23 protein-coding genes are annotated in these 26,726 nt (G+C 34.4%); 13 read left to right on the top strand and 10 right to left on the bottom strand.

The window, feature by feature from the left end; translation table 11 throughout:
* Positions 1-359 precede the first annotated feature (359 nt).
* Positions 360-1,217 carry a carboxylate/amino acid/amine transporter gene (locus J3U14_RS01805; RefSeq protein ID WP_267350887.1) on the top strand — a complete coding sequence of 286 codons (858 nt, stop codon included), beginning with the start codon at positions 360-362 and terminating at the stop codon, positions 1,215-1,217.
* A gap of 11 nt (positions 1,218-1,228) precedes the next feature.
* Here J3U14_RS01805 and J3U14_RS01800 read toward each other — a convergent pair whose 3' ends face one another.
* Together J3U14_RS01800 and yaaA are read right to left on the bottom strand one after the other, a co-directional pair.
* Positions 1,229-2,188, bottom strand: coding sequence for an AEC family transporter (locus J3U14_RS01800; protein ID WP_267350889.1), 960 nt, complete (start codon positions 2,186-2,188; stop codon positions 1,229-1,231).
* A 14-nt stretch (positions 2,189-2,202) separates the two neighbouring features.
* On the bottom strand, positions 2,203-2,976 hold the full coding sequence (gene yaaA, locus J3U14_RS01795; RefSeq protein ID WP_267350891.1) for a peroxide stress protein YaaA: 774 nt from the start codon (positions 2,974-2,976) through the stop codon (positions 2,203-2,205).
* A 75-nt stretch (positions 2,977-3,051) separates the two neighbouring features.
* On the opposite strand from yaaA, the gene J3U14_RS01790 reads away from it, so the two are divergent.
* A complete protein-coding gene (locus J3U14_RS01790) occupies positions 3,052-3,279 on the top strand; it encodes a YccJ family protein (RefSeq protein WP_220217224.1) in 228 nt (75 codons plus the stop codon).
* 5 nt (positions 3,280-3,284) lie between these two features.
* Positions 3,285-4,202 (top strand): ribonuclease Z, encoded by a 918-nt coding sequence (gene rnz / locus J3U14_RS01785; protein WP_267350893.1) that lies wholly within the window; start codon positions 3,285-3,287, stop codon positions 4,200-4,202.
* Positions 4,203-4,239: 37 nt separating this feature from the next.
* Here the strand turns inward: rnz and argE are convergent, their stop codons facing one another.
* Entirely contained in the window at positions 4,240-5,397 is a 1,158-nt protein-coding gene (argE, locus tag J3U14_RS01780; protein WP_267350894.1) for an acetylornithine deacetylase, read from the bottom strand.
* A gap of 348 nt (positions 5,398-5,745) precedes the next feature.
* Here argE and J3U14_RS01775 point away from each other — a divergent pair, with 348 nt between their 5' ends.
* The 3 genes from J3U14_RS01775 to J3U14_RS01765 are packed head-to-tail and all read left to right on the top strand — an operon-like array spanning position 5,746 to position 10,767.
* Complete coding sequence (locus tag J3U14_RS01775; protein WP_267350896.1) at positions 5,746-6,819, top strand: HlyD family secretion protein; 1,074 nt, start codon at positions 5,746-5,748, stop codon at positions 6,817-6,819.
* A 13-nt stretch (positions 6,820-6,832) separates the two neighbouring features.
* The gene (gene rbbA, locus J3U14_RS01770; protein WP_267350898.1) at positions 6,833-9,631 is read left to right on the top strand and encodes a ribosome-associated ATPase/putative transporter RbbA; all 2,799 of its coding nucleotides are present in this window, start codon (positions 6,833-6,835) and stop codon (positions 9,629-9,631) included.
* A 2-nt stretch (positions 9,632-9,633) separates the two neighbouring features.
* Positions 9,634-10,767 (top strand): ABC transporter permease, encoded by a 1,134-nt coding sequence (locus tag J3U14_RS01765; RefSeq protein ID WP_267350900.1) that lies wholly within the window; start codon positions 9,634-9,636, stop codon positions 10,765-10,767.
* 751 nt (positions 10,768-11,518) lie between these two features.
* Here the strand turns inward: J3U14_RS01765 and J3U14_RS01760 are convergent.
* The 3 genes from J3U14_RS01760 to J3U14_RS01750 all read right to left on the bottom strand — a co-directional run bounded on the left by J3U14_RS01760 (position 11,519) and on the right by J3U14_RS01750 (position 14,768).
* A complete protein-coding gene (locus J3U14_RS01760; RefSeq protein WP_267350902.1) occupies positions 11,519-12,340 on the bottom strand; it encodes a helix-turn-helix transcriptional regulator in 822 nt (273 codons plus the stop codon).
* Between the two features lie 719 nt (positions 12,341-13,059).
* Positions 13,060-14,325, bottom strand: a complete 1,266-nt coding sequence (locus J3U14_RS01755) for a Y-family DNA polymerase (RefSeq protein WP_267350904.1) — start codon at positions 14,323-14,325, stop codon at positions 13,060-13,062.
* Positions 14,322-14,768, bottom strand: a complete 447-nt coding sequence (locus tag J3U14_RS01750) for a LexA family protein (protein ID WP_267350906.1) — start codon at positions 14,766-14,768, stop codon at positions 14,322-14,324. The genes J3U14_RS01755 and J3U14_RS01750 overlap by 4 nt, the downstream gene beginning before the upstream one ends.
* A 999-nt stretch (positions 14,769-15,767) precedes the next feature.
* On the opposite strand from J3U14_RS01750, the gene J3U14_RS01745 reads away from it, so the two are divergent.
* On the top strand, positions 15,768-16,751 hold the full coding sequence (locus J3U14_RS01745) for an AEC family transporter (protein ID WP_267350908.1): 984 nt from the start codon (positions 15,768-15,770) through the stop codon (positions 16,749-16,751).
* Positions 16,752-16,922: 171 nt separating this feature from the next.
* On the opposite strand, the gene cmoB is transcribed toward J3U14_RS01745, so the two are convergent.
* Both cmoB and cmoA read right to left on the bottom strand, forming a co-directional pair.
* Complete coding sequence (gene cmoB / locus J3U14_RS01740) at positions 16,923-17,891, bottom strand: tRNA 5-methoxyuridine(34)/uridine 5-oxyacetic acid(34) synthase CmoB (RefSeq protein ID WP_267350909.1); 969 nt, start codon at positions 17,889-17,891, stop codon at positions 16,923-16,925.
* 66 nt (positions 17,892-17,957) lie between these two features.
* Positions 17,958-18,689, bottom strand: coding sequence for a carboxy-S-adenosyl-L-methionine synthase CmoA (cmoA, locus tag J3U14_RS01735; protein WP_267350911.1), 732 nt, complete (start codon positions 18,687-18,689; stop codon positions 17,958-17,960).
* An 80-nt stretch (positions 18,690-18,769) separates the two neighbouring features.
* Here cmoA and J3U14_RS01730 point away from each other — a divergent pair, with 80 nt between their 5' ends.
* Both J3U14_RS01730 and rnd read left to right on the top strand, forming a co-directional pair.
* Positions 18,770-19,912: a metallophosphoesterase gene (locus J3U14_RS01730; RefSeq protein WP_267350913.1), complete on the top strand. Its 1,143-nt coding sequence runs from the start codon at positions 18,770-18,772 to the stop codon at positions 19,910-19,912.
* A 10-nt stretch (positions 19,913-19,922) separates the two neighbouring features.
* Positions 19,923-21,005 carry a ribonuclease D gene (rnd, locus tag J3U14_RS01725; protein ID WP_267350915.1) on the top strand — a complete coding sequence of 361 codons (1,083 nt, stop codon included), beginning with the start codon at positions 19,923-19,925 and terminating at the stop codon, positions 21,003-21,005.
* A 79-nt stretch (positions 21,006-21,084) separates the two neighbouring features.
* On the opposite strand, the gene J3U14_RS01720 is transcribed toward rnd, so the two are convergent.
* Positions 21,085-21,777 carry a 5'-methylthioadenosine/adenosylhomocysteine nucleosidase gene (locus tag J3U14_RS01720; RefSeq protein WP_267350916.1) on the bottom strand — a complete coding sequence of 231 codons (693 nt, stop codon included), beginning with the start codon at positions 21,775-21,777 and terminating at the stop codon, positions 21,085-21,087.
* Between the two features lie 99 nt (positions 21,778-21,876).
* On the opposite strand from J3U14_RS01720, the gene J3U14_RS01715 reads away from it, so the two are divergent.
* Together J3U14_RS01715 and J3U14_RS01710 are read left to right on the top strand one after the other, a co-directional pair.
* Entirely contained in the window at positions 21,877-22,647 is a 771-nt protein-coding gene (locus J3U14_RS01715) for an SDR family oxidoreductase (protein WP_324101151.1), read from the top strand.
* Positions 22,648-22,674: 27 nt separating this feature from the next.
* On the top strand, positions 22,675-23,544 hold the full coding sequence (locus J3U14_RS01710) for a thioredoxin family protein (protein WP_267350917.1): 870 nt from the start codon (positions 22,675-22,677) through the stop codon (positions 23,542-23,544).
* Between the two features lie 58 nt (positions 23,545-23,602).
* On the opposite strand, the gene map is transcribed toward J3U14_RS01710, so the two are convergent.
* Complete coding sequence (map, locus tag J3U14_RS01705) at positions 23,603-24,391, bottom strand: type I methionyl aminopeptidase (protein WP_267350918.1); 789 nt, start codon at positions 24,389-24,391, stop codon at positions 23,603-23,605.
* A 218-nt stretch (positions 24,392-24,609) separates the two neighbouring features.
* Between map and rlmC the strand changes: the two genes are divergently transcribed.
* Both rlmC and J3U14_RS01695 read left to right on the top strand, forming a co-directional pair.
* Positions 24,610-25,758 carry a 23S rRNA (uracil(747)-C(5))-methyltransferase RlmC gene (gene rlmC, locus J3U14_RS01700; RefSeq protein WP_267350920.1) on the top strand — a complete coding sequence of 383 codons (1,149 nt, stop codon included), beginning with the start codon at positions 24,610-24,612 and terminating at the stop codon, positions 25,756-25,758.
* A gap of 211 nt (positions 25,759-25,969) precedes the next feature.
* On the top strand, positions 25,970-26,494 hold the full coding sequence (locus tag J3U14_RS01695; protein ID WP_267350922.1) for a HugZ family protein: 525 nt from the start codon (positions 25,970-25,972) through the stop codon (positions 26,492-26,494).
* Positions 26,495-26,726 lie beyond the last annotated feature (232 nt).

The raw sequence follows: 26,726 nt of genomic DNA, 5'->3' as shown, positions 1-26,726 counted from the left end.
TTTTGTACAACAATTTAGAAACATCTTGAGTCATTACAGAATGATTTGAATTTAGTCATGTTTATGTTCCTTTAATATATGAATTAAGTTCAATATATCTACGATTATTGGGTGTAAAATTCAAAATTTTATTTTCCATTAGACTTTTTACTTGTGGAATGGATTTTGCTACGGCAGTTTTCGATGAAAGGTACTAATTATTTGTATACAGGTTATTAAGTAATGTTGTCGTGTAGAATGATTGAATAATTTAGATCATAAACGTTATTTGTCACCAATTATTGTAATAAATCGTTTACAAGTTAATGATGAATTGGTACGATGCGTGCAATTTAAATTTAATTGGTTATTTGTGATTTATGTTTTATCTTATTTTTGTCACGATTGTTTGGTCATTTTCATTCAGTCTTATTGCTGTTTATCTCAGTGGACAAGTTGACTCTTGGTTTGCTGTTGTGATGCGTGTTTTGTTAGCTTTTATTACTTTTATTCCTTTTTTTCGATTTCGTGGTATCCGCTTTAAACAGATGATTCTGTTAATGGGCGTTGGAGCCTGTCAATTGGGGATTATGTACTTTTTTTATTATAATTCCTTTCAGTATATTTCAGTACCTGAAGTCCTTCTTTTTACCATATCAACGCCTATTTATGTCACGATTATTTATGACATATTGCAAGGTCATCGTCTTCGATATAGTTATCTGTTAACGGCTATTATTGCCGTTATTGGTGCAGCTATTATTCGCTATGATCATATTAGTCGTGATTTTATTATTGGATTTTTATTAATTCAGGGCGCAAATGTTGTGTTTGCTTTAGGGCAGGTTGGGTATAAACGAATTATGGAACTTTATCCATTGCCCCAACATCAAGCTTTTGCATGGGTCTATTTAGGGGCTGTGCTTGTTGCTAGTCTTGGCTGGTTATTGTTTGGTGATTATTCAAAATTACCTACAACCAACTTACAGTGGGGTATCATTATTTGGCTTGGTGTGATTGCCTCTGGTTTGTGTTATTTTTTATGGAACTATGGCGCGACTAAAGTGGACTCAGGAACATTAGCGATTATGAATAACGTAGTTATTCCAACAGGCATCTTGGTTAATGTCGTAGTTTGGCATCAATCCATTGACTGGATTCGATTTTCAATTGGAAGTGCGGTGATTGTGTTTGCTTTAATACTTCATCACAAAATAAAACGCCACTCCCCAAAATAAATTAAATAACATTATGTTAAGCCAAATTGTAACATGATGGATAATATCAACGGTGTTGTTATGGATGATAATGCTGTTGATATGAGTAAACTTGATGCAATAGGGCCTTGTAATACCTCAAATTGTCTTGCCATCATATAACAGTTAATCGCAATCGATACTGAGCTTAATAATACAATAACTTGTAATTCCAATACGGGTAATCCTAACAGTTTTCCTGTCACAAATGTAACAATAGGTAGTATTGCCAGTTTTATCATACAGATTGTTGCGGTAATGTGTAATTTGTTCCGGATTTGATATTCGGCCAGCCCCATGCCTAATACAATAAGTGATAAAGGTGCTGTCATGTCACTGACCATTTTTGTAGATTGTTGAATGAATTTAGGTAATGTGATACCCGTATAATTAACCGCAATACCAGCAAAAATCCCTATAATTATAGGGTTTTTGGTGACATTTTTGAATGCTTTAATAAATCCTTTGCTGGAAAGTTTTCCCATTTGTACAAATTCGATCGATACGGTTGCTAGCGTCCATAAAATAAGTGCATTAAAGATGACAATAATCGCAACAATTGGAATTGCACTGTCACCCAGTAGCATTTTTATGATTGGGATACCAACAAATACTGTGTTGGTATAGATTCCCCCCATAGCAAACATCGTACTTTCAGAACCATTTAGGTGAAAACATTTATAGGCGATTAAGCAACCTAAAGCAAAAACAATAAATGAGCTACCGAAGAAAACGAATAATAGTTTCATATCGATTTCAGAATGCTCGGAAAAATGGCTCATAATTTGAAAGAGCATAATCGGAAAAGCGATATAAAAGGTGAATTTGGTTAAACTGTCGGTCACCGTTTTTTGCCAGCGACCTAATTTAACCGCTATATAGCCTAATAAAATAAGAATAAATAGCGGTAATGTTGCGACAAATTGTTGTCCTAACGTCGAAAAAAAAGCCATATGATAATTACTATTTATTGATGTTTACGAATAAAATACCATTCTAACTGCGTCGATTGTTTTGGATCAAATTGATAGCCTTCAAGGTTAAAGCTTTTTATATCATCAGGTTGATTGAGGTTATTTTTGATAATGTAACGACTCATTAATCCTCGTGCTTTTTTGGCATAAAAACTAATTACCTTGAATTCACCTTTACTTTCATCTAAAAAAATAGGTTGGATAATCGTCGCTTTTAATTGTTTTGGTTTAATGGCTTTAAAATACTCATTCGAGGCTAAATTGATTAACGTTGGATTTGCAGTTTTATGAAACTCATTATTTAACTGGTCGGTTAATTTATCTCCCCAAAATTGATATAAATTATTGTTATGACCGTTTTTTAGGCGTATCCCCATTTCTAAACGATAGGGTTGAATAAGGTCAAGGGGGTTGAGTAGACCATAAAGTCCGGATAAGATCCGTAAATGAGATTGAGCAAATTTTAAATCTTCTTCTGAAAAATCGTCGACATGAAGCCCTTCATACACATCACCTTTAAAAGCAAGAATTGCTTGTCTGGCATTTTCAAGATTAAATTCTTTATGCCAATGTTGAAATCGTTCATAATTTACTTCAGCCAATTTTGGACTAATTGACATCAATTTAGCTAAATCGTCGGCGGATAATTTTTTACACTCTTTAATAAGTATCTCAGAATCTTTAATAAATTTAGGTAGTGTGTGTGTTTTCGTGATAAGCGGACTTTGAAAATCGAGGGTCTTGGCAGGAGAAATTATCGTTAGCATAAAGTGATACACCTATTGTAATTTATGTAAATTGAGGGTATTTTACACCTAATCTTGCAAAAAAGGGGTATAAAAATGAATCAAACCAAAAAAGAAATACATGACCTTCGTTCTTGGGCAAAAATTCGTGAAACATCTCTAGAAATTGCAGAAGCCATTTTTGAGTTAGCGCATAATGATGAAAAGCTTGCTGAACAAATTTGGTCAGAAGGTAGTGATGAAGTATTGCCACTTGCCTTTTCTAAAACAAAAGCAGATAGATTGTTTTGGGGTGAACAAACAATCGAGCGTAAAAATATCTAAGTTTTATGAAATTGACTTTTTTAGGCACCAGTGCTGGTTGCCCAACAGCTGAGCGTAATGTGAGTAGTATTATGCTCGATCTTTTGCAAGAACGTGGCAAATTGTGGTTGTTTGATTGTGGTGAAGCCACTCAAATGCAAATGCAAAAAGTTAAATTTAGTCTTGCAAAACTTGAAATGATTTTTTTAACACATTTACATGGTGATCATCTGTTTGGGCTACCAGGGGTATTAACCACGCGTTCTTTAATGCAAAATCAATCCGCTTTAACCTTAATTGCACCTAAAGGAGTGAAGCAATTTATTGAAACGGTTATCGCAATTAGTCACTCTTGGTTAAGTTATCCACTTAATATCATTGAGCTTGAAGAAGACTGTACGGTTTTCGAAGATGAAAAGTTCAAAGTCGAAGCAACATTGTTGCAGCATCGCGTTCCTTGCTTTGGCTATCGTATTATTGAAAAGGATTTACCAGCTAGTTTAGATATCGATAAATTAAAACAAGATAATATCGAAATTGGCGCACACTATGCACTTTTGAAAGCCGGTAAAACTGTTACCTTAGAAGACGGCCGTGTTATTCATGGTAATGATTATTTAGGATCGGTAAGGCAAGGTCGAAAATTGGCAATTTTTGGTGACACGGAGCCATGTCAAGCCTCGATTGCGCTAGCCAAAGATGTTGATTTAATGGTGCATGAGGCGACTCAAGAGCATGCTTTGGAAGAAAAAGCCTTAGAACGAGGGCATTCTACCACTGTTCATGCAGCAACGATTGCTAAATATGCCAATGCCAAGCAACTTATCATGACCCATATCAGCCCAAGATATAGTCTTAAAGATAATGATAAATTACTTAATGAAGCAAGAAGCATATTTGCTAATACGGAAATTGCGAGTGATTTTTCAACGTTTAATATCTAATCCTTTTCGCCGACTGTTTCGGCGAGAAGGATATTTTTTATAAACAAAAATCTTTAATCAAATTTTCGATAGCTATTTTAGTCGGTTTTAAAAAATCCATTGAGATAAACTCATCAGGTTGATGTGCTTGTTCAATAGAACCAGGACCTAATACAATGGTTGGTGAAATTTGGTTTAAATAGGGCGCTTCAGTACTGTAGTTTACGGTTTGCGCAGTTTGACCAACTAATTTTTCAACTTGCTGTAAAGCAGGATGATCTTTTTTACATTCATAACCCGGAATTGGGGATACTTCATATTCCACCGAAATACGGTTAGGGTATTTGTCCATGACCGGTTGTAAAGCCTGACAGAGATCATGATAAAGCGAATTAACATCGTTGTTTGGCAATACACGAATATCAATAATTAGTTCGCAACAACCACAAATACGGTTTGCTGCATCGCCCCCGTGAATGACCCCAAGATTAAGCGTCGGATAGGGAACAGTAAAACCGTCATTATGATATCGTTCTTTAAACTGTTGTTTAAGTTTTAACAATTGTGCGATAGCTAAATGCATGACTTCAATCGCATTTATTCCTTTGTCTGGATCACTTGAATGACCAGACTTACCAATGACTTTGATTGAGTTGGAAATAAAGCCTTTGTGCGCACGTATCGGTATTAATGATGTTGGTTCACCAATGATTGTACAATCGGGTTGTAAGTGAGTATTTTTAGCAAAAAATGATGCTCCAGCCATGGTGGTTTCTTCATCAGCGGTAGCAAGAACATAAATAGGTTTAGTTAGTTTGGTTAGATCAATATCACGTAAGGCATCAAGTATAAAAGCAAAAAAACCTTTCATGTCTGCTGTGCCTAATCCATATAACTTGTTGTTTTCTTCCGTTAATTTGAAAGGATCTTTAGTCCATTGTCCTTCATCAAAAGGCACTGTGTCAGTATGGCCGCTAAGCAGTAATCCACCTTGTGTCTGGTTTTCATTATTTGAATAAGTCGCTAATAAATTAAATTTACCGCGAGTATTCGGTACGGGCTGTATTTCAATTTTGAAACCTAACTCTTCAAACCAGTTTGCTAATTTGTCTATTAAAGGTTTGTTTGAAAAATCGAGTTTTTCATTGGTTACATTGCTGATTGTTGGGGTTGATATCAGTTCACTATAAAGCGTTAAAAAAGAGGGCAGTGCCATACAAAATCACCTTAAATTGCTAATTAAATTAAATCCATTAATAAGATGATAAGCATATCACTTACTGTAAGATTTGCCTATGACTAACGCTTATGTTTCACGCCGTTTTTAATCTGCATGACTAATTTAGTAGTGACTCATTATGACCAGCAAACATTAATTTGGTGTGATCAATTGATAAAGATTCACTGATTTTCAATTTTTTAACATTTCTTGCGTTTATTTTGTATGCTGATTTTATTTGTAAAAAACATTTGTTATTATTTGATCATTACTAAATAGCATATAACGATTCAATATTTCGTTAAGCTTGATTATAAATTAATTATCTTGAACAAGGCATGAGTTATGAAACAAATAAGCAAAAAATGGATTATTATCACCGTCGTTATACTTGCTATTATTTTTATTGCATGGCAGCAACTAAAAACGGATGGATATGGTGCGGATTTTACTAGTGGAAATGGGCGTATTGAGGCAACCGAAATCAATATTTCTGCAAAATTAGCAGGTCGAATTGAAAAAATTAATGTGAATGAAGGGGATTTTGTTAAGGCAGGGCAACCACTCGTTGTAATGCAAACGGATACGTTGCAAGCCAAATTGAACGAAGCTCAAGCCCAATACCTTCAAGCTATCAGTAATGAGGCAAGTGCTAAAGCACAAGTTTCTTTAAAAATGAGTGATAAAATTGCGGCTTTAGCCGGTGTTACTCAGCGTGAAAGTGACTTAGATATCGCTTCAAAACATCTTCAACGAACAACCACCCTTTATCAAAAAGGGGCTTTATCCATTCAACAATTTGATGATGATACCGCTAAATTCAATAGCGCTAAAGCAGCATTAGATTCCGCTCAATCACAAGTGACAGCAGCGGATGCCGCAATAGAAGTTGCACAAGCTGGCGTGGAAAGTGCTAAATCAGCCATTAATGTTGCTGATGCCAATATCAGACAAATCCAAGCCGATATTGATGACAGTACACTCGTTGCACCTGTCGATGGTCGTATCCAATATCGTATTGCTCAATTAGGTGAAGTAATGCCTTCTGGTGGTAAAGTGCTAAATCTAGTTAATTTGTATGACGTTTATTTAACCTTCTTTTTACCCGAAACTGTAGCGGGCAAAGTAGCCATTGGTGACGAAGTTAGATTGATTTTAGATGCGTTACCTGACAAAGCCATTTCAGCTAAAATTTCGTTTGTTTCGAGTGTTGCACAGTTCACCCCTAAAACGGTTGAAACGAAAGATGAACGCCAAAAATTGATGTTTAGAGTGAAAGCACAACTCGATCCTGAATTATTAAAATGTTTTATCAATCAAGTAAAAACGGGTTTACCAGGTGTAGCATGGGTGAGATTAAACCCGAATACTTCTTGGCCAGCTGATTTATCTGATGTAGCCAAATGTCCAACTAAATAATTGGAGATAGCATATGTCAGAATCAGACAATAAGGATTTAGCTTTATTAACAGAAGCTAAATCTATTGATGATGCAGTGGTTAAAATTAGCGATGTTTCACTGCATTATAAAAAAAATTGTGCGCTGGATAACATTAGTTTAACTATTCCACCAAGGTGCATGGTGGGATTAATTGGGCCAGATGGGGTTGGTAAATCAAGTTTGCTGTCTTTGATTGCGGGTGCACATGTTATTCAAGACGGTTTAGTTTATGTTTTAGATGGCGATATGCGAGATAAGTCACATCGTAAAGCGGTGTGTACTCGTATTGCTTACATGCCACAAGGATTAGGTAAAAATCTTTATCCGACATTATCTGTCGAGGAAAATCTTCAATTTTTTGCTCGTTTATTTGGTAATGATGCCGCAGAGCGTCGACGTCGCATTGACGAATTAACAAAAAGTACTGGGCTGTATCCCTTTTTATCAAGACCAGCAGGGCGACTATCTGGCGGTATGAAACAAAAAGTCAGTTTATGTTCTGCTTTGATTCATGATCCTGATTTACTGATTCTTGATGAACCCACCACGGGGGTCGATCCCCTTTCCCGAGCACAATTTTGGCAATTAATTAATAAAATTCGGCAGCAAAGACCACAAATGAGTGTTATTGTGGCAACAGCTTATATGGATGAAGCACAAAACTTTGATTGGCTTGTTGCAATGTATGGCGGTAAGATTTTAGAAACCGGCACACCTAAATCATTATTAAGCCAAACAGGAAAAGATAATTTAGACGATGCCTTTATTCAGTTGATGCCAGAAAGTGCCAAACAAGGCTATCAAGCCGTTGAAATTCCACCTTTGGATGTAAATAACAATCTACAAACAGCGATAGAAGCGAAAGGGCTAACTAAGCAATTTGGTGATTTTATTGCAGTCGATCATGTTAATTTTTCGATTAAACAAGGCGAGATTTTTGGCTTTTTAGGGTCAAACGGTTGTGGTAAATCAACAACCATGAAGATGTTAACTGGCTTATTACCTATTTCGTCTGGTGAAGCGTGGTTATTTGGTAAACCTGTTGATGCCAATGATATTAATACCAGACGGCATTTAGGTTATATGTCTCAAGCTTTTTCTTTGTACAGTGAATTGACTGTTGAGCAAAACTTAGTGCTACATGCACGTTTATTTGGCATTGAAGAAAGTAAAATACCTGAACGTGTTTCTGAACTTCTTAAACGGTTTGGATTAGAGCAAGATGCTCAAAATCTACCTGATAGCTTACCTTTAGGGGTTAAACAGCGTTTATCTTTATCGGTCGCCGTTGTGCACAACCCAGAAATATTAATTTTAGATGAACCGACATCGGGCGTTGATCCGATTGCTCGAGATGACTTTTGGCGTTTGATCATCGAATTATCCCGTAAAGATAAAGTAACGGTTTTTATTACTACCCATTTTATGAATGAAGCCGCAAGATGTGACAGAATTTCTTTAATGCATGCGGGGAAAGTGTTGGCAAGTGATACTCCCGATAATATTATTGCATCGAAAAACGCGTCGACTTTAGAAGATGCCTTCATCCGCTATCTAGTTGATGCAGGTGCTGACGATAGCGATGCACAACAAAAATCGACCGAAGCTTCAGTTACCGCTGACAAATCCCAAACAGTCATCCCACCAGCGAATCATCTTCAAGGATTTAGTTTAACTCGGATGATTGGTTGTTTATGGCGTGAAACACTTGAACTGTCTCGAGATCCTTTACGAGCGATGTTGGCATTAATGGGGTCAGCTATCTTGATGCTCGTTATGGGTTATGGGATTACGCTAGATGTCGAAAATTTACGTTTTGCCGTGCTAGATCGTGACCAAAGTGAAATCAGTCAAAACTATACGCTTAATTTGTCTGGTTCCAAACGTTACTTTGTTGAAAGGCCACCTATAACGGATTATGCCGATATGGATGCCCGTTTACGAAGTAATGATATTGCGTTAGCGATTGAAATTCCACCTAATTTTGGACGAGATATTCAACGTGGTGATTCCGTTGATATTGGTGTTTGGATAGATGGTGCCATGCCACTACGAGCAGAAACCATTAAAGGCTATGTACAAGGTATGCACCTTGCTTGGCTAAGTCAAAAAGTGAAAGAAATGTCGGGAAAAGATTCAACCAGTTTGGCGAATATTGAGACGCGGTATCGATATAATCCTGATGTAAAAAGCTTACCGTCAATGGTACCGGCGGTTATTCCTATTTTATTATTAATGATTCCCTCCATGCTGGCTGCTTTATCGGTTGTCCGTGAAAAAGAGATGGGATCGATTATTAATTTATATGTTACCCCTGTAACGCGTGCTGAATTTTTATTAGGTAAACAAGTACCTTATATTATTATTTCTATGTTTAGTTTTTTGCTGTTGCTGTTTATGGCGATTACTATTTTTGGCGTGCCAATCAAAGGCAGTTTATTTACCTTGTGTCTGGCTGCTTTAGCTTATTGTATTATTTCAACGGGACTTGGGCTGTTGGCGTCAACAATTACACGTAGTCAAATTGCAGTGATATTTTTAACCTGTGTCGGCACTATGTTACCTGCTATTCAGTTTTCGGGTTTACTCAATCCTGTGGCTTCATTGGAGGGGAGTGGGCGTTATATCGGTGAAGTTTATCCGACAACACATATGCTAATCATTGCACGAGGTGTATTTAATAAAGCACTGGGTTTTAATGATTTACACAATTCTTTATTCGCATTATTAGTCACTATTCCTGTTGTGCTGTGCGCCAGTATTTTTCTTCTTAAAAAACAGGAAGGGTAGTTATGAAGCAAAGCTTAATTAATATTTATCGATTAGGTATTAAGGAATTATGGGGACTATTACGCGATCCTATCATGCTTCTGTTAATAGGTTACTGTTTTACGTTTGATATTTATATTGCCGCTACAGCAACATCTGACTCGCTTCATCATGCCTCAATAGCGGTGGTTGATGAAGATGATTCACCGTTATCAAGACAAATTGTTGCGGCTTTTTATCCACCGATGTTTAATCAACCTGTAAAATTATATTCAATGGATGAGGTGGATCGAGGCATGGATACCGATAGTTATACCTTTGCTTTAAATATTCCGCCTAATTTTCAGCGTGATGTGTTGAACAATCAAAGTCCTGAAATTCAATTAAATATCGATGCGACTCGAATGGGGCAAGCTTTTGTAGGGAATGGTTATATCACACAAATCATCACGGGTGAAGTGACAGAGTATGTTAATCGTTATAGCAAAGCAACGGATTTACCTGTCAATATTCAAGTTCATACCTCATTTAATCCGAATTTAACTCGCTCTTGGTTTGGCTCGGTAATGGAAATCATTAATATTGTGACGACGTTATCCATTATTTTAACCGGAGCTGCATTAATGCGAGAACGTGAACATGGCACTATTGATCATCTGCTTTCCATGCCTGTCACACCGTTTCAAATAATGATATCTAAGGTATGGTCAATGGGATTAGTGGTGTTAATCTCAACTTGGGTGGCATTACTATTGGTGGTAAAAAGCTGGCTTAATGTTCCAATTAATGGCTCAATTACGTTATTTTTGATTGGAGCCGCTTTACATTTATTTGTGACAACGTCACTCGGGATCTTTATGGCAACCATAGCCAAATCAACGGCACAATTTGCCATGTTGTTAATTTTAATTTTATTACCGTTGCAAATGTTGTCCGGTGGTAGTACACCAAGGGAAAGTATGCCTGAAGTAGTACAAAATATTATGATGATTGCCCCAACAACGCATTTTGTCGAATTAGGGCAAGCCATACTATATCGTGGTGCAGGGTTGAGTGTTGTGTGGACATCCTATGTATGGTTAATTGGAATTGGATCGGTCTTTTTCTTTATAGCATTAAGACGTTTCCGTAGCTCAATTGTTAATATGGGATCGTAAGTCACTTGCTATATGCTGATAAACCATAACCAATCGATTGATTTTTAATGAGTTGGTTATGGTTTATTATTTTTCAATTTAATTGCCTTCATCTTCTATAATGGTCATTATCATCTTGAATCAATCATATTTACTTAAACCGATCAGTGAATAAAATTGCAATCTTCGTTTATTGAGCTAACTTAATGTTTGTCATTAATATTGGGTTGTTACGCCAAATATTTTCATAATTTTATAAATATGAATGATTTTGTCACTAAAATGAATGTAAATGTCATTTCTTTTATATCAGTTATTGTTAAAATTTACCGCAAATTTAGCCAGCTACAAGTGTTAAATCCTAATAAACATAATGGGTTAAGATTAACAGTTGTGGCAATGTTATTTTCTTGAGTAGTAAATAAATTAATGCTTGTGTTTGTCATTTAAGACTGTTGTATGAAAATTTAATGGTTTTCATATGATGAAATTCAGCGCTATTTCGTTAATTTAATTTTAGTGGTCTTGTTGTCGCTAATAGTTTTCACAAATTTTCAGTAAACGTCACGAAATAAGTAAAGGCTGTCTTATTTTTGTTTTGAATTAAGGCTGATTCAACCTTAATTCCTGTATGTCTATCTATCAAGATAGATATTAAAATCTTTAAAGTTCCACCATTTATTCAATTACTAGAACTAGCATGTTTACCAGCGAAAGTAATATTCATTCTTAACGTGGTTTCCATTTAATGGAATAAATGATGAAATGTTTATTAGTTTCGTTTGGTGTTTTTTAATTCTCTTGGCGTTAATCCAAAATTAGCTTTAAATCTTTGTGAAAACCGAGTGGACGAAGAATATCCTATCATTTCAGCGATATATTCTGTTGAAAAATTAGAGGTTTGTAATAAATGAAGCGCTTGTCCCATCACGAGTTTTTCCTTAATTTTTTGTATATTTTCCCCTTCAAGTTTCAATTTTCGATACAACGTTGCTTTACTCATGCAGATTTCTTTGCAAATTTCATCAATGGTTATTTTTTTATTGTCTTTTTTATTAAATATTTCAATTACTTTTTGCGTGGTTTCTTTTCGATTGGGTAAACATGCCAAATTTTCATAACCGGAATGGACTAACAGTTTAATAATTTCTTTTCTACGATTTGTAATGATGTCATCAGATGCCCATTCTAAGCATTCTATCATTTGTGAAACACATTTATAAAAGGCAGAATTTGCTTTCCCTGCGGTATATTCATTGGTTTTCTTTGTATTGATGTTGATTGATGTATCATTAAAATCAGAAAATTCAAAATTAATAAGTAATGCAAAATAATTCGTATTTGCGGGTATATTTCTCATGTTCATTGATTGAACATCGGTGAAAAAAATAAAATCTCCTGTATTGCAGGCTAGTTTTTTTTCATTACCAATCACTTTGCAACCACTTAATATAATTATCAGTAAAGGCTTTAAAATCGGTATATTTGATAAATTTTGTTGCTTTTTAGAGGTGTAAATTGAGATATAATTGCTGTTACTATTTGCTTCACTTAACTGTTTAAGTTTTTCAATTTCTACTGCGGTATTATTCATCCTAATTGCCCCATTACTTTCGTGTATTTTTTATCGTGATGATGAAAAACATGTTGACGTTGTTCAGTATATCGTTCTGTTATAAAATTTATGCTTCATACACTGAATCTATTAACGTATAAGCAAACAATAAATAAGGTCACAAAAATTTTTTACACATTTAGTACTCCAGTTGGTTATGGAAAAATGTAAGCCAATGTCCAAAAAGTTGTGGCCTTTAATGGAAATTTACTTATAAAGCTTTGTTACTAAAAAATTAATTCACAACTTTTTATAAGCAATGCCATAACCTATCGAACATAATCTATGTGAAAATGTATATTTATTTAACGTATTTTAATTACTCAAAATAAAGCTATTTATTCGTTTAAAACTGTTTTTTCGAGCTTTGTTATTTCTGGATAAGCATTTTGAAGACATACTTTAGCACTGTATATTCTTCTTTTTTGACTTATTTTTGAACTGTTAGTATGCATTTAATACACGCTAACAACTCGATAAAGTTAACATATTTTAATCAAAACGTTAACTTTTTGTAAAATAAATTTTATGAGTAAAAAATCAAATTTGCATGTTATGACTATTTTTATATGCCCAATCGTTATTTATCTTAACGTTTATTATGATAAAAAAACGTAATTTAGATTTTTCTGTTGAAAATGCAAAAATTTACAACATTATTCTTCGTTATAATGATTGGTTATTTTTGTTGCTAATTATCATTTCACTAATGGTAATTCATCCCAACGTGTTGTGTAACGTTGGCTAAGCCGTTCTCGTTTGATCTGCCAAGGTGCGGTTTTTCTACTTCCGCCTAATTGAATGGTATTTTTACCCATTTTTTGATTAATGGTATCGATTGTTTTCATTAAGTTATCATTTTTTTGCTGTAAGACTGGCAGACTATTTAAAGCAAATAAGTCAGATTGGCAAAAGCTATCTTTAGCTTTTAAATCGAGTAACATAACACCTGACTTCATAAATAAAAATCCTTTTTTATAAATTGCTGCTAGCCCCTGTTGTGCTGCATGAATAATTACTCTTGAATCATCAGTAGGTGATAGTAGCGGTACGACAATCGAGGGATTGTATTGAATTAAGTCTTGACGAAACCGATTTGTTTTCAAAAAAACAAGTACAGCATTAGCAATCGATTTTTGTTGTCTTAGTTTTTCAGCTCCTCGACTGGCATGAATACGAATGGCCTCTTGCAAATCAAATAATTCACCTGTTAACTGCCCAAAACTACGTGATGTCATAATGTTTTTTTTAGGTGTTGCAATGTCATCTAATTCAATAGCGTTAATACCTTGCAACTCTAATATGGTACGTTCAAGCACGACGGAAAATTGTTGTCTAATTTGTTTTAAATCTGCCTGACGCAGATCCCACGCAGTATGAATGCCTAATGTTTGCAATCTTTTGGCTATGCGTCTGCCAACGCCCCAAATTTCATCAACAGGAAATGATTTTAAAATCTGATCAAGTAAGGCTGAATCGTTAGGAAGGCAATAGACCCCTTGATAAATAGGCTGCTTTTTTGCAATGTGGTTTGCCAACTTTGCTAACGTGTGGGTTGATGCAATGCCAATACTTACCGGAATCCCAGTATCACGTTTTACTATTGCCCTTAAATGTTGACAATGGGTTGTAACATCGCTAAATCCCGCCAGTTTAATAAAAGCTTCGTCAATAGAGTAGGGTTCAATATCGGCAGTATAATGGCTGACAGTATCAAAAACACGTTGGCTCATATCGCCATAAAGTTCATAGTTAGAACTTAATAATGTAATTTGTTTTCGAATGTTAGCCTCAATTTGGTAGGCAGGCATACCCATTGGTACTAAAGGTTTAAGTTCATTGGAGCGTGCGATGACACATCCATCATTATTGGATAAAATGCCAATTGGTTTTCCTTCTAATTTAGGGTTAAAAACACGCTCACACGAAGCATAAAAGTTATTACAATCAATCAGCCCAATCATGCATGACCACGTTTTCGTAAAGAATGAATAGTGTGTATAACAACGCCCCATATATGGACTTCTTTACCCGCTAATGAAATAGGGGGATAAAGTTCATTGCCTGATAATAGATAATGTTGTCCATCAATAAGTCCCAGGCACTTACATGTTAGTTCACCGTCAACAGCTGCAACGACAATATCTTCTATTTGGGGTGCTAATGAACGATCTACTACTAAAAGATCACCACTAAAAATACCATAGTTAATCATTGATTCACCTTGTGCTTTAATATAATAAGTAGCACTTGGGTGTTTAACTAAGTGATCGGTTAAGTCCAGTTTGGCTTCTAAATAATCATCAGCAGGCGATGGAAAGCCAGCCCTGACAGGGGTATCAACCAAAGGTAAGTAATTTTTGATAGTGCTATCAACGGTTCCTAGCACAATACAGGATTTACTCAAGAACGTTTCTCCTAAAAATATACAGGTAAAATTTATACTATGTAGTAGTATTCGTGATAAAAAACGAATAATGTATAAATATACAGTATAAAATTCTTGATTCAATGAAAAACACTGTAAAAAAATAGCAATGTGACAAAAAATGACCATGTGTAATGGATGATATGTATATTTTAACGAACCAGTAAGTTTGACGATCTGAATCAAGAATAGTTGAAATAATGGCAGGATTGAATTTGTATTGTTGCAAAAAATGGAGAACAAAATCGCAAGCTATCATAATAATTGATTTAAATTACATTATGGTATTTTACAAAACCACTTAAATAGTTTACATTATATTGATTATTTATTAATTAATTTACAACATAATTCACTATACCTTGTATTTTTGTTCACAGCCCTTATATAAGTGACTAAAGGTAAACTTTAAGTGTGACTTATCGAAATAATACAAAAAGTCAATTTGTTAACCTAAGTACGCCTGATGCAATTTTGATTGGTTATCGATGATAAAAAGCGCTATTTAGTTTGTTTTAGCTTAATTTTGATTTTTACTCTAATTTAACGCTCGTTTTTTTTATTTTCTCATCTTTTGTTTTTTATAAGAATAAAATACCAATATTGATATATATCAATAATATTTGTTGCGATTTTTTGTTTTTTTAGACAGTCAGTATTGCCAGCTCGACACAAGGGCGAAAAGAATCAGATATAATATTTTCCAAGTTATGTTATTTGACATTTAAATATAGCAAGGGTTGTCGTATTAAAAATATTTTTCAAAATCACAAAGTGCGTAAAACAACATTTAGTTATATCAAGTTTTTAAAAAACTGAAAAAAGGTTTTGGCGCTAGTTTTATTATAACTGGGTCATGTTCAGTTTTATTACCTACTTATTTTAGCTCGGTCTATAAATATAAATTCTAATCCAAAGTTACCGACCAATTACCGAATATGTATTTTAAGTAATATTATTTTAGGAGTTTTAAAAAAAATGAATCTAATTTGGTCTGCAGTAGGGCAAGTTGTTAGTTCTTGTCTTCCGGTGTTTTTATTAATTTTTCTTGGTTGGTTATGTGTTCATCAGAATATTTTTACCAAAGACTCCAAGAAGCTATTATCCGGTTTAGTGTCAAACTTTGTATTTCCGGCATTACTTTTTGTGCATACATCACATGCTAAGCCGTCTGAAATATTCAACGGTATTTGGATGATTGCATTTTTCTGTACAATGTCATTTTTATGGATAATTTGTTTTTTAACCAATAAATACATTTTACATAAAGATTTAAAATCAACAGCGATGAACGCGATGTTATGTTGTTTCCCGAATATGGGGGGAATGGGCGTACCATTTTTAACATTGATGTTAGGTGCATCGTCAACCATTTCAGTCGCTGTAGCGAATTTTGTGGTGGCGTTATCATTGATACCAATGACGATTTTCTTATTGGAATTGTGTGATACGAAAATATCTGGCGGAAAAGTAACGGGCAACATGGTATTTAGCGCAGTGAAAAACTCGTTAATGAAACCAATGTTTTTAGCGGTCATTTTGGGCTTAATTGTCAGTGTTACAGATGGAACAAAATGGTTACCACATTTTGTCTTTAATACCTTTGATATCATGTCGAATGCTTGTAACTTTATTTCGTTAATTGCCGTTGGGGTAGGTATCTATGGTGTTAAATTGAATTTTTCAAAGCCGTTGATTATCAATGTGATTTTAAAAAGCTTCTTTACACCAGTAGTAGCTTTAATTGCGGTAAACCTTTTTGGTATTACGGGTATGGAGGCGGAAGAGTTAGTATTCTTGTTAGCTATGCCAACAGCATCAACAGCCGTTATTTTGGCTTATAATTGGAATGTTGAGCAAGAACAAGCATCAAGTATCTTTTTTGCTTCAACAATTTTATCCATATTTATTTTACCAACGTTGCTTTTAATTATGCATTTTACGGTACCGGGTGTGCAATAAACAATTTGTTTAAGCGAAAAATGGGTATAAAAAACGGGCATTAAGCCCGTTTTTTTGTTTATTACTTGTTGTGTTTTTATCTTGGCGGTGTTTGCTTTAACATAAGATAAAACAGTATGTTGATAGAATTGTTTATTACAATTTAAATAAATTTATCGCTAATGTAAAAAGCTATTTTTGTGCAATAAATACCGCTCGCATTGGGGCAGGATAACCCTCAATGGTTTTACTTAGATCATTTGGATCAAGAAAATCAGCAAGTGAATCAGACGTCATCCAATCGGTTTTACGTTGTTCTTCTAAACTAGTTTGTGAAATATCCACCATTCTGACATCTTTAAAACCGCATTTTTGCAGCCAATTTATCATGGTAGGTACTGATGGAATAAAGTAAACATTGCGCATTTGTGCATAACGTTCACCTGGCATAAGCGCTTGATGTAAATCACCTTCAATAACGAGTGTTTCTAATATTAATTGCCCACCATCAACAAGCTGATCTTTTAATTGGTAAAGATGATCAAGAGGTGAACGGCGATGGTATAAAACACCCATCGAAAATACCGTATCAAAAGCATTAAGCTTTGGTAGCTCTTCAATACCAAGTGGTAATAAATGTGCTCGTTTATCATCGCCTAATAATTTTCTGACGGCTTCAAATTGACATAAATAAAGAGCCATAGGATCGATGCCTACTGCAAGTTTAGCCCCAGCGCCAATCATTCGCCATAAGTGATACCCACTATTACAACCAACATCTAAAACAAGTTTACCTTCTAAATTGTCAATATGATGAATAAGACGTTTCCATTTCCAATCAGAACGCCATTCAGTATCGATATCTATACCATAAAAATGAAATGGTCCTTTGCGCCAAGGCATCATGTTTTTTAATAGCTGAGTGATACGTTGCTGTTCCCCAGTTGAAAGAGGAGTTTGCGTTTTTACGCTGACACCATGCAATAAATCTATATGATAGGGCGTTATAACAGGTAAGTGTTTAATACTATTTAGCCATTGTGTAAAACGGCTATCTAAATTTTGTTTTTGCCAATTGGCTAATTGTGCCGGTAAGACTTCAAGCCAGCTACTGAGCCTATTTTTTGCGATAATCTGGTAAAAATCACCAAAATCGATCATTCTTTTGTGTCCTTATAAATTTGATTTTTGACTGATATATGGATTGATAACTATCCTAAATAACGGCTATTTTATAGCAATGATAGAACCAAAATTGAAACATTGGAACCAAGTGTTAATATGTGTAAAACCTGCTTTGGTTAGGCGTTCATTATGGATTTCGACAGTATCAGTCAGCATGACATTTTCTAACATATTACGCTTTTGACTAATTTCTAACTCACTGTAGCCATTCGCACGTTTAAAATCATGATGCATATTGAACAGTAAGTCATCAATAGTTGAATCAGTAAAACTAAATTTTTCAGATAATACCAATATACCATTGGGGTTTAATGCTTGATAAATCTTATTCAAGACTTGTTGTCGGGATTCGGGTGTTAAAAATTGTAATGTAAAATTGAGAACAACCATGGATGCATTTTGCATCTGGATATTACAGATGTCGTCACAGATTACATCAACGGGCGTATTGGCCTTAAAGGCGTCGATATGGCGTTTACAACGTTCAACCATCGGTAACGAATTATCAATAGCCACAATATGGCAATTTTCATGTTTAATATTACGACGAATAGAGAGCGTTGCTGCACCTAATGAACAACCTAAGTCATAAATCATTGAATTCGGTTGGACAAATCGTTCAGCCAACATACCAATCATAGAAATAATATTCGAATAACCCGGCACCGAGCGTTGAACCATATCTGGAAACACCTCAGCAACTTTTTCATCAAAAGTCCAGTCACCTAATTTATCGATAGGGGTTGAAAATAATTGATCTATTTTTGAATTCATAAAAGTTGAAGTTATAGATAACGAATAAAAAATAATTCTGTTATGATACCACTTTTTTAAGTTAATTTGTTTGAAGCATTATGAATTTTGTTATTCTTTTTATAAGTTTGATGAGTATTTTAGTCATTATTTACTTAGGTAAACGGTGGTTATTTTGGCTAGATTTTCATTTAAATGGTTATTTGAAATTGGCTTATTGGTTAGCATTAGCAACCATAGCTACCACATTTATCCTGTCAAAAGTATTGAATGATTTTCCGGCCTTTTTTGGCATATTGTTCAGTTTAACTATCTGTTTTGTTTATGCGACATTGCTTTTTGACTTTATTCACTTAATAAGTAGAAAAAGATTTAAACCCGATTTTTGGGTGAGTTATGTTTATGTCGGTTGCGTAATTGTACTGTTTATATTTGGTCATCAAATGGCGACTAATTCTAAAATAGTAAATTATCAAGTTACGATTAATAAACAGGCTAATGTTGATCATTTACGTATTGTTCAATTAAGTGATATTCATCTTAATGGGTTAACCCAGCGTAAATTTATCAAGCAAATGGTGGACGAAGTTAACAAACTTAATGCCGATCTTATCGTTATCACGGGTGATACGCTAGATAAACAATTAAAATCATTTACAGAAACTGACTTTAATAAACAATTTTCACAATTGAAATCGAAATATGGTACCTATATTATTTTTGGTAATCATGAATATCTAGCCATTAATAAAGAACATCCTCATGGCGAGGATATTGTTGATGCGTTTAAAGCTGCCAATATGCGCGTTTTACGAGATGATATTGTGTACCTTAGTGATTTGAATATCACGTTAATTGGTCGAGAAGATTTTTCATCGAGTAAGTATGATTTAAAACGAGCGGAACTTGCTGATTTAATGATGTTTGCCGATACGTCTACACCCATCATTTTATTAGATCATCAACCCAAAAATCTTGATGAAATAGCTAACGCCGGAGTTGATTTAATGATTTCAGGACACACGCATGGTGGGCAACTTTTTCCAATCAATCTTTTGTTATCTGTTATTTATAAAAATGCTGATGGGATATATCATGATACAGAAAAACAGTTTACCAGTATTGTAAGTAGCGGTTATGGCTTTGGAAGTATACCTTTACGCTTAATGACACGTTCAGAAATTGTTGTCATTGATGTGACGTTTGATAATAACAAAGAACAATCAAATCATTCTTTAGAATAGGTAATTAATATTGACTTATCAATTTATTATAAATAATGAACAACTCGCTGATTATTGTTCAAAAATCAAAAATAGTGCAGCTATTGCATTGGATACTGAATTTGTTCGAACTCGAACTTTTTATCCTCATTTAGGCTTACTTCAGGTATTTAATGGTGAATTTGCTGCCTTGATCGATCCTATTGCTATCACCGATTGGCAATGTTTAATCGACATTTTTCGAAATGATGCCATTGAAAAATATTTTCATTCTTGCAGTGAAGATATTGAAGTATTTATGCATCATTTTGATTGTGTCCCAACGCCAATCATTGATAGTCAAGTCCTTGCATCTTTTTTAGACAATCCATTAAGTAGTGGCTATGCCAGTTTAGTTAAAAAATATCTCAATATTGATCTTGATAAAAGTGAAACCCGTACAGATTGGTTGAAACGGCCATTGACAGACAAACAGTGTCAATATGCGATTAATGATGTGATATACCTGTTTCCGTTATTGCAAAAACTCAAATCACAATTAATCAGCAACCATTATTTAGTTGCCGCTTATCAAGAGTGTCAAATGGTTATTGGTCGCAAATGTGAGATGATCAATCCAGATGATGCTTACCTGAGTATTAAAAATAGCTGGCAATTGAAAGGTAAGAGTTTAGGGCAGTTATATAAATTAGCGAGTTGGCGCTATCAATTAGCTAAGCAGCAAGATATTGCTGTAAACTTTGTGGTCAAAGAAGAGGTGTTGTGGAAAATAGCTCGTTATTCACCCTCATCCTTGTCAGAACTCGATAAATTAGGATTGCATGGAAAAGAGATTCGGTTATATGGCCAACAGATTCTGAATATTTTATCGGAACCTATTCCAGACATTCCTGCAATACGTCGTATTAATAGTTATCCTGATTATAAGATGATTACAGATCAACTAAAAAATGCAGCTGTCCAGATTGCCTCACAAACAGGGCTTAATGCAGATTTGTTACTATCCAGACGATTAATAAACCAATACGTGAAGTGGAAGATTGATAAAATAGGGCAGGATCCAGAAATTTTATCAGGCTGGCGAAAACCTTTATTTGAACCCTATTGTCAATAAATGTTGCTAATGAGCAGATATGATCTGCTCATTTAATATGACATGTTTTTCAATTATCAATGTCTAAATTTGACAACAATTAAGCAAGTTCAGTTAGCATTGATTCGACAATCAATGAAGATTGTGTTGCAGCCAATTTTAAGAAAGATTGGAAATCAACGGCTGATTCACTATCACCATTATCCGAAATTGCTCTAACCACCACAAAAGGTATCTGATATAACCAACAAACATGACCAATAGCAGCCGCTTCCATCTCAACAGCGATAGCATTGGGAAATGTTTGCTTAATTCGTTCCAGATTGGTTTTTCCATTGATAAATGCATCACCACTACCGATCGATCCTTCAATAGCGTTGACCCCTTGTTTTTTAATACACTCTTTGGCTAATGTTTGGTAAGTTTCACTTGCCTCAAATGCAATCGGGCATCCTGACATTTGACCTGGTTGATAACCAAACGCAGTTAAATCCACATCATGATAAAATACATTTTTCGATACCACGATATCGCCAATGTTTAATGCCGTTGAAAGTCCACCTGCTGAGCCAGTATTGATAACCGCATCAACTTGATAATTGTTTAATAATAGGGTGGTTCCTGATGCTGCTGCGACTTTTCCAATGCCTGATTGAAGAAGTACAATTTCACAATTAGCTATTTTTCCAAGATGAAAATCGCAATTTAGATGGCGTTCCACTCTATAATGGGTAATTTTACTTTTTAATATCGCAACTTCTTCTTCCATTGCGGCAATGATAGCGATTCTCATACGATCCTCATGACTAACGTTAAGTAACTTAAATTAAGATGTGATATCATAATTGCTATAGGCTAACTTGACAACATACAACTATCTGGGAGAAGAGAATTGCGCACAATATTTATAACGGGCTGTTCAAGTGGAATAGGGCTGATTTCGGCTGTTGCACTCAAACAACGAGGATATCGTGTTATTACTTCTTGCCGTAAAGACGAGGATCAAAAAAAACTTATTGAGCAAGGATTTGAAGCAGTGATTCTTGATCTCAATAATCCTGAATCTGTCACTCAAGCTGCTAAGGAAGTATTAGCATTATCCAATAACAAGTTATATGGTTTATTTAATAATGCTGGATTTGGTGTATATGGTCGATTAAATACAATCAGTCGTGAGCAGTTAGAATCTCAATTTGCAACTAATTTTTTTGGTGTTCATCAATTAACTCAACTGCTCTTACCCGCCATGATTGAACATAATGAAGGACGAATCATACAAACCAGTTCAATCGTTGGTATTATTGCAACACCGGGACGAGGTGCTTATTCAGCCAGTAAGTATGCTTTAGAAGCCTGGTCGGATGTATTAAGACTTGAATTAGCCAATACAAATATTAAAGTGTGTTTGATTGAACCCGGTCCATTAACAACAGCTTTTTCAAAAAATGTCAATCAAACAGAAAAAACACATCGGATTGAAAATCCACCAATAGCTAAACGATTTACCTTACCGCCCGAGGCCGTTTTGCCATGTTTATATCATGCCCTTGAACATCGCAAACCTAAAATACGTTACAGGGTAACAAAAGTAACCCAGTTAGCGGCGATTGGCAAACGTTTGCTTCCGGATAGATTAATGGATAGAATTTTACTCAATAAATAATGAATCTCAATATTCATAGGACATAATATGCAAAACCCTTTTATTTTTGATGTTAATGAACAAAATATTCAAGAAATTTTAGAAAAATCAACTAAACAGCTTGTGTTATTTTACTTTTGGTCACCAAGAAGCCCAAATTATGAAGAAATGACACAAACATTGACTAAATTAGCTGATGAATATCATGGTCAATTTATTTTAGCGAGTGTCAATTGTGATGAGCAACAGATGTTGGCTGCTCAATTTGGGTTACGTGCCATTCCGACCGTTTATTTATTCCAAAATGGCCAACCTCTCGATGGTTTTCAAGGGCCTCAACCAGAAGAAAAAATTCGTGAATTACTTACTAAAGTGTTGCCTAATGAAGATGAACTTAAGTTAATTGAAGCACAAAATCTATTTAATGAAGAAAAATACGAAGAAGCTTTGCCATTATTAAGACAAGCATGGAAGAATTTAAAGGATCATTTAGGTAAACCAAGATCCGATATTGCATTCATGTTAGCCAAAGCACAGATAGCATTAAAGCAGCTAGCGGAAGCAAAAGATGTTTTAGCTTCTGTTCCATTGCAAGATCAGGATACTACCTATCATGGTTTACAAGCTGAAATTGAGTTATTGGAACAAGCTGCAAATTCTCCCGAATTGCAATTATTACAAGCTGAATTAGAAAAACACCCGGATAATGTAGAGTTGATGATCCAATTATCATCGCAATTAATGCAAGTAGGACGGCAAGAAGAAGCACTTGAATTACTATTTAAGCCTCTTACTCAAGATCTTAATGCAGGTGATGGACAAGTTAAGAAAACCTTACTTGACCTTTTAGCAGCGTTAGGCACAAGTAATCCGTTAGCGGCTTCTTATCGTCGTAAACTTTATACATTACTTTATTAAGATGAATTAGAGAAGATAATCATGATTCAACAATAAATTTATTGTTGAATCATCAGTTTTAGTGTTCGATTACTCGAGGGAAGTTTTCATTACTGCGTAGCGTTAATACTTCAACACCATTATCTGTCACTAAAATAGTGTGTTCATATTGAGCAGAAAGTCCATGATCTTTAGTTTTTACGGTCCAACCATCTTTCATTGTTCGAGTACGCCAATCACCTGTGTTTACCATAGGTTCTATAGTGAATGTCATACCCGGTTTTAAAATAACTCCACCGTCATCAGCATCATAATGTAGCACTTGCGGTTCATCATGATAAACTTCACCGATTCCATGGCCACAATACTCCCTAACAGATGAAAAACCAAATTTTTCTACATATTTTTGAATTGTTTTACCGATTTCTCTTAATCGAATACCTGGCTGAATAATTTTTATCGCTTCATACAAGCTATTTTGTGCCACTTCACACAACTTTTCGCCAGCAACGGTTGGTTTTCCTGCAATATACATTCTTGATGTGTCACCGTGATAACCGTCTTTGATAACAGTGACATCAATGTTAAGTATGTCACCATCTTTTATTTTTTTATCAAAACTTGGGATACCATGACAAACAACATCATTGATTGAAATACAGCTTGTATGTTGATAACCGCTATAGCCGATATTTGCAGGGATAGCTTTTTGAACATTGACAATATATTCATAGCAAATTTTATCCAGTTCACCTGTCGTTATACCGGGCTTGACATAGGGTTCGATCATTTCTAATACATCGGCAGCAAGTTTGCCAGCGATACGCATTTTTTCGATTTCTGTTGGCGTTTTTAACTTAATAGACATTAAATTGTTCCTGTAATGTTAATGGCTATATCCTATCATATAGCGCTATGACGTCAAACCTTGGTAATGAAATAATTAAATATCTTTTTGATAAATAATTAATTTTTATTTTCAAAAAGTCAATATCAGGCTGTCTTTTGTGGTTTGGCTTAAAATAACTAATCTTTGAAACAATTTAATTATATAATAACTTATTATAAAACGAGGTTATGACTATAATGCAGTGTCGCTATTATCAGCAAAAAAAATGTTTATCATGTAACTGGATCAATTATTCTTACGCCACCCAACTTCAAGAAAAACAGAGTAATTTATCAGAAAAAATAACGGAGTTTAACCCTAAAGAGGTTAAGCCGCCCGTTGCTAGCTCAGAAGTAGCTTTTCGTAATAAGGCAAAAATGGCCGTACTTGGCACTGTTGAAAAACCGATATTGGGTATGGTAAATGGTAATGAAGCTATTGATCTTTGCGATTGTCCGCTTTATACCACCAGTATGCAAAATATTCTTAAAATAGTACGAACGTACATCCGTAAACAAGGTTTAGTTCCTTATAATATTAATAAGCGAAAAGGGGAATTGAAGTTTGTCATCATTACAGAAAGTACCACCGAAGAAACAAATGGTTTTATGATTCGATTTGTGATGAGATCACACAAGTTTGTTGAGAAAATCAGAAATTCACTTCAACAGCTTCAAAACAAAATTGAAAATTTACAGGTTGTTTCAATAAATATTCAACCTAATCATTCAGCTATTTTAGAAGGTGAAGAAGAAATTGTTCTTACCCAAAATAGTTATTTGAATTTTACATTGAATCACATTTCCCTTTATATTAAAGCTAAAAGCTTTTTTCAAACCAATACCAATATTGCTAAGAATCTTTATCAAACAGCAAGTGATTGGGTAAATAATTTAAAAATAAGCTCCATTTGGGATCTGTTTTGTGGGGTAGGCGGATTTGGTTTACATTTAGTCAATTCTTCAAATAACAAGAATATAGAATTGACGGGAATAGAAATTAGCCAAGATGCAATAGAGTGTGCTTCCCGCTCAGCACATGAAATGGGTTTTACTCATCTTACCTTTAAATCATTAGATGCAACCCGGTATAGCATTGGACAACAGAATATACCTGACTTAGTATTACTCAATCCACCCAGAAGAGGGGGAGGTGAAACATTAATGCAATTCTTAGCTCAAGTTAAACCTCATTATATTTTATATTCTAGCTGCAATTTATCATCATTAGTTGAAGATATACGCTTATTATCGGATTACCAACTTAAGAAAGTTCAATTATTTGATATGTTTCCTCATACAGCGCATATGGAAGTATTAGTTTTATTGGAAAGAAAAGATGGATAGGGTATGATTAATCGCCTTTACAAATAGTTAACAACATAATGCTAATTGAGTAATGCCTATAAAACAATAGGGCTACACAGTGCACCCAATAACAATGATTAAAGTTATGACTCTATATTCAATTGATTAACTGATTGATCAAAGAACGATTAAACTTTAATCTATCGAACTAATTAATAAAAAATAAATTAAAAAGTTAAAGGAGATTTTTATGGCTGAGTCCAACATTGAGATAGTTCAAAATACAATAAATAGCCTTCATGAGTCCGTTTTATCGGTCATATTGTCGACCATTAATTCAAATGGCGATGTCGAAACAAGTTATTCACCTTATTTTTTTGATGGTATGGATTACTATATACTTATTTCTGATTTAGCCCCACATAGTCAGAATATCAAAGCTAATGCCCATATCTCAGCTTTTATTATTGAAGATGAATCTAAAACGAAGAACATTTATGCTCGTAAACGTTTAAGTTTTCAAGCCACTGCTAACATGATTGAAAAAGATTCCGAATTGTTTAATGCTATTATTGAGCAATTTGCTTTGCGAGTCAGTAAAATGGTTTATATGTTGTCAGAAATGAAAGACTTTAACTTATTTAAAATTTCACCAATGCAAGGCAGACTGGTTATTGGATTTGGTAAAACCTATCAAATCGATCATCAAACTAATAGTATAATACAAGTTGATGAAAGCTATATTGCCAATCAAAAAGCACAACAACAGAGTTAACACTTTGTGAAATTGATGATATCTAATTGTTTTACATTAAAAGGAATGCGGATGATTACCCATTCCTATCCATGAAATAGACAAGATTATTAAATGTCGATTCATGACCTAACTATCAATAATAAATAGTATTATTGAGTGTTTTCATCTTTGAAATCAGTTCTAATCTGATAAAGCATGAGTGAAAAGCCAAAATTACCAATAGAAGCTTGTAAATTATGATAATATTGAA

It is taken from the genome of Gilliamella sp. B3801 (assembly GCF_026536645.1).
GTDB classification, from domain to species: Bacteria; Pseudomonadota; Gammaproteobacteria; order Enterobacterales; family Orbaceae; genus Gilliamella; species Gilliamella apicola_I.
This window is presented reverse-complemented; position numbering and strand designations above follow the sequence as displayed.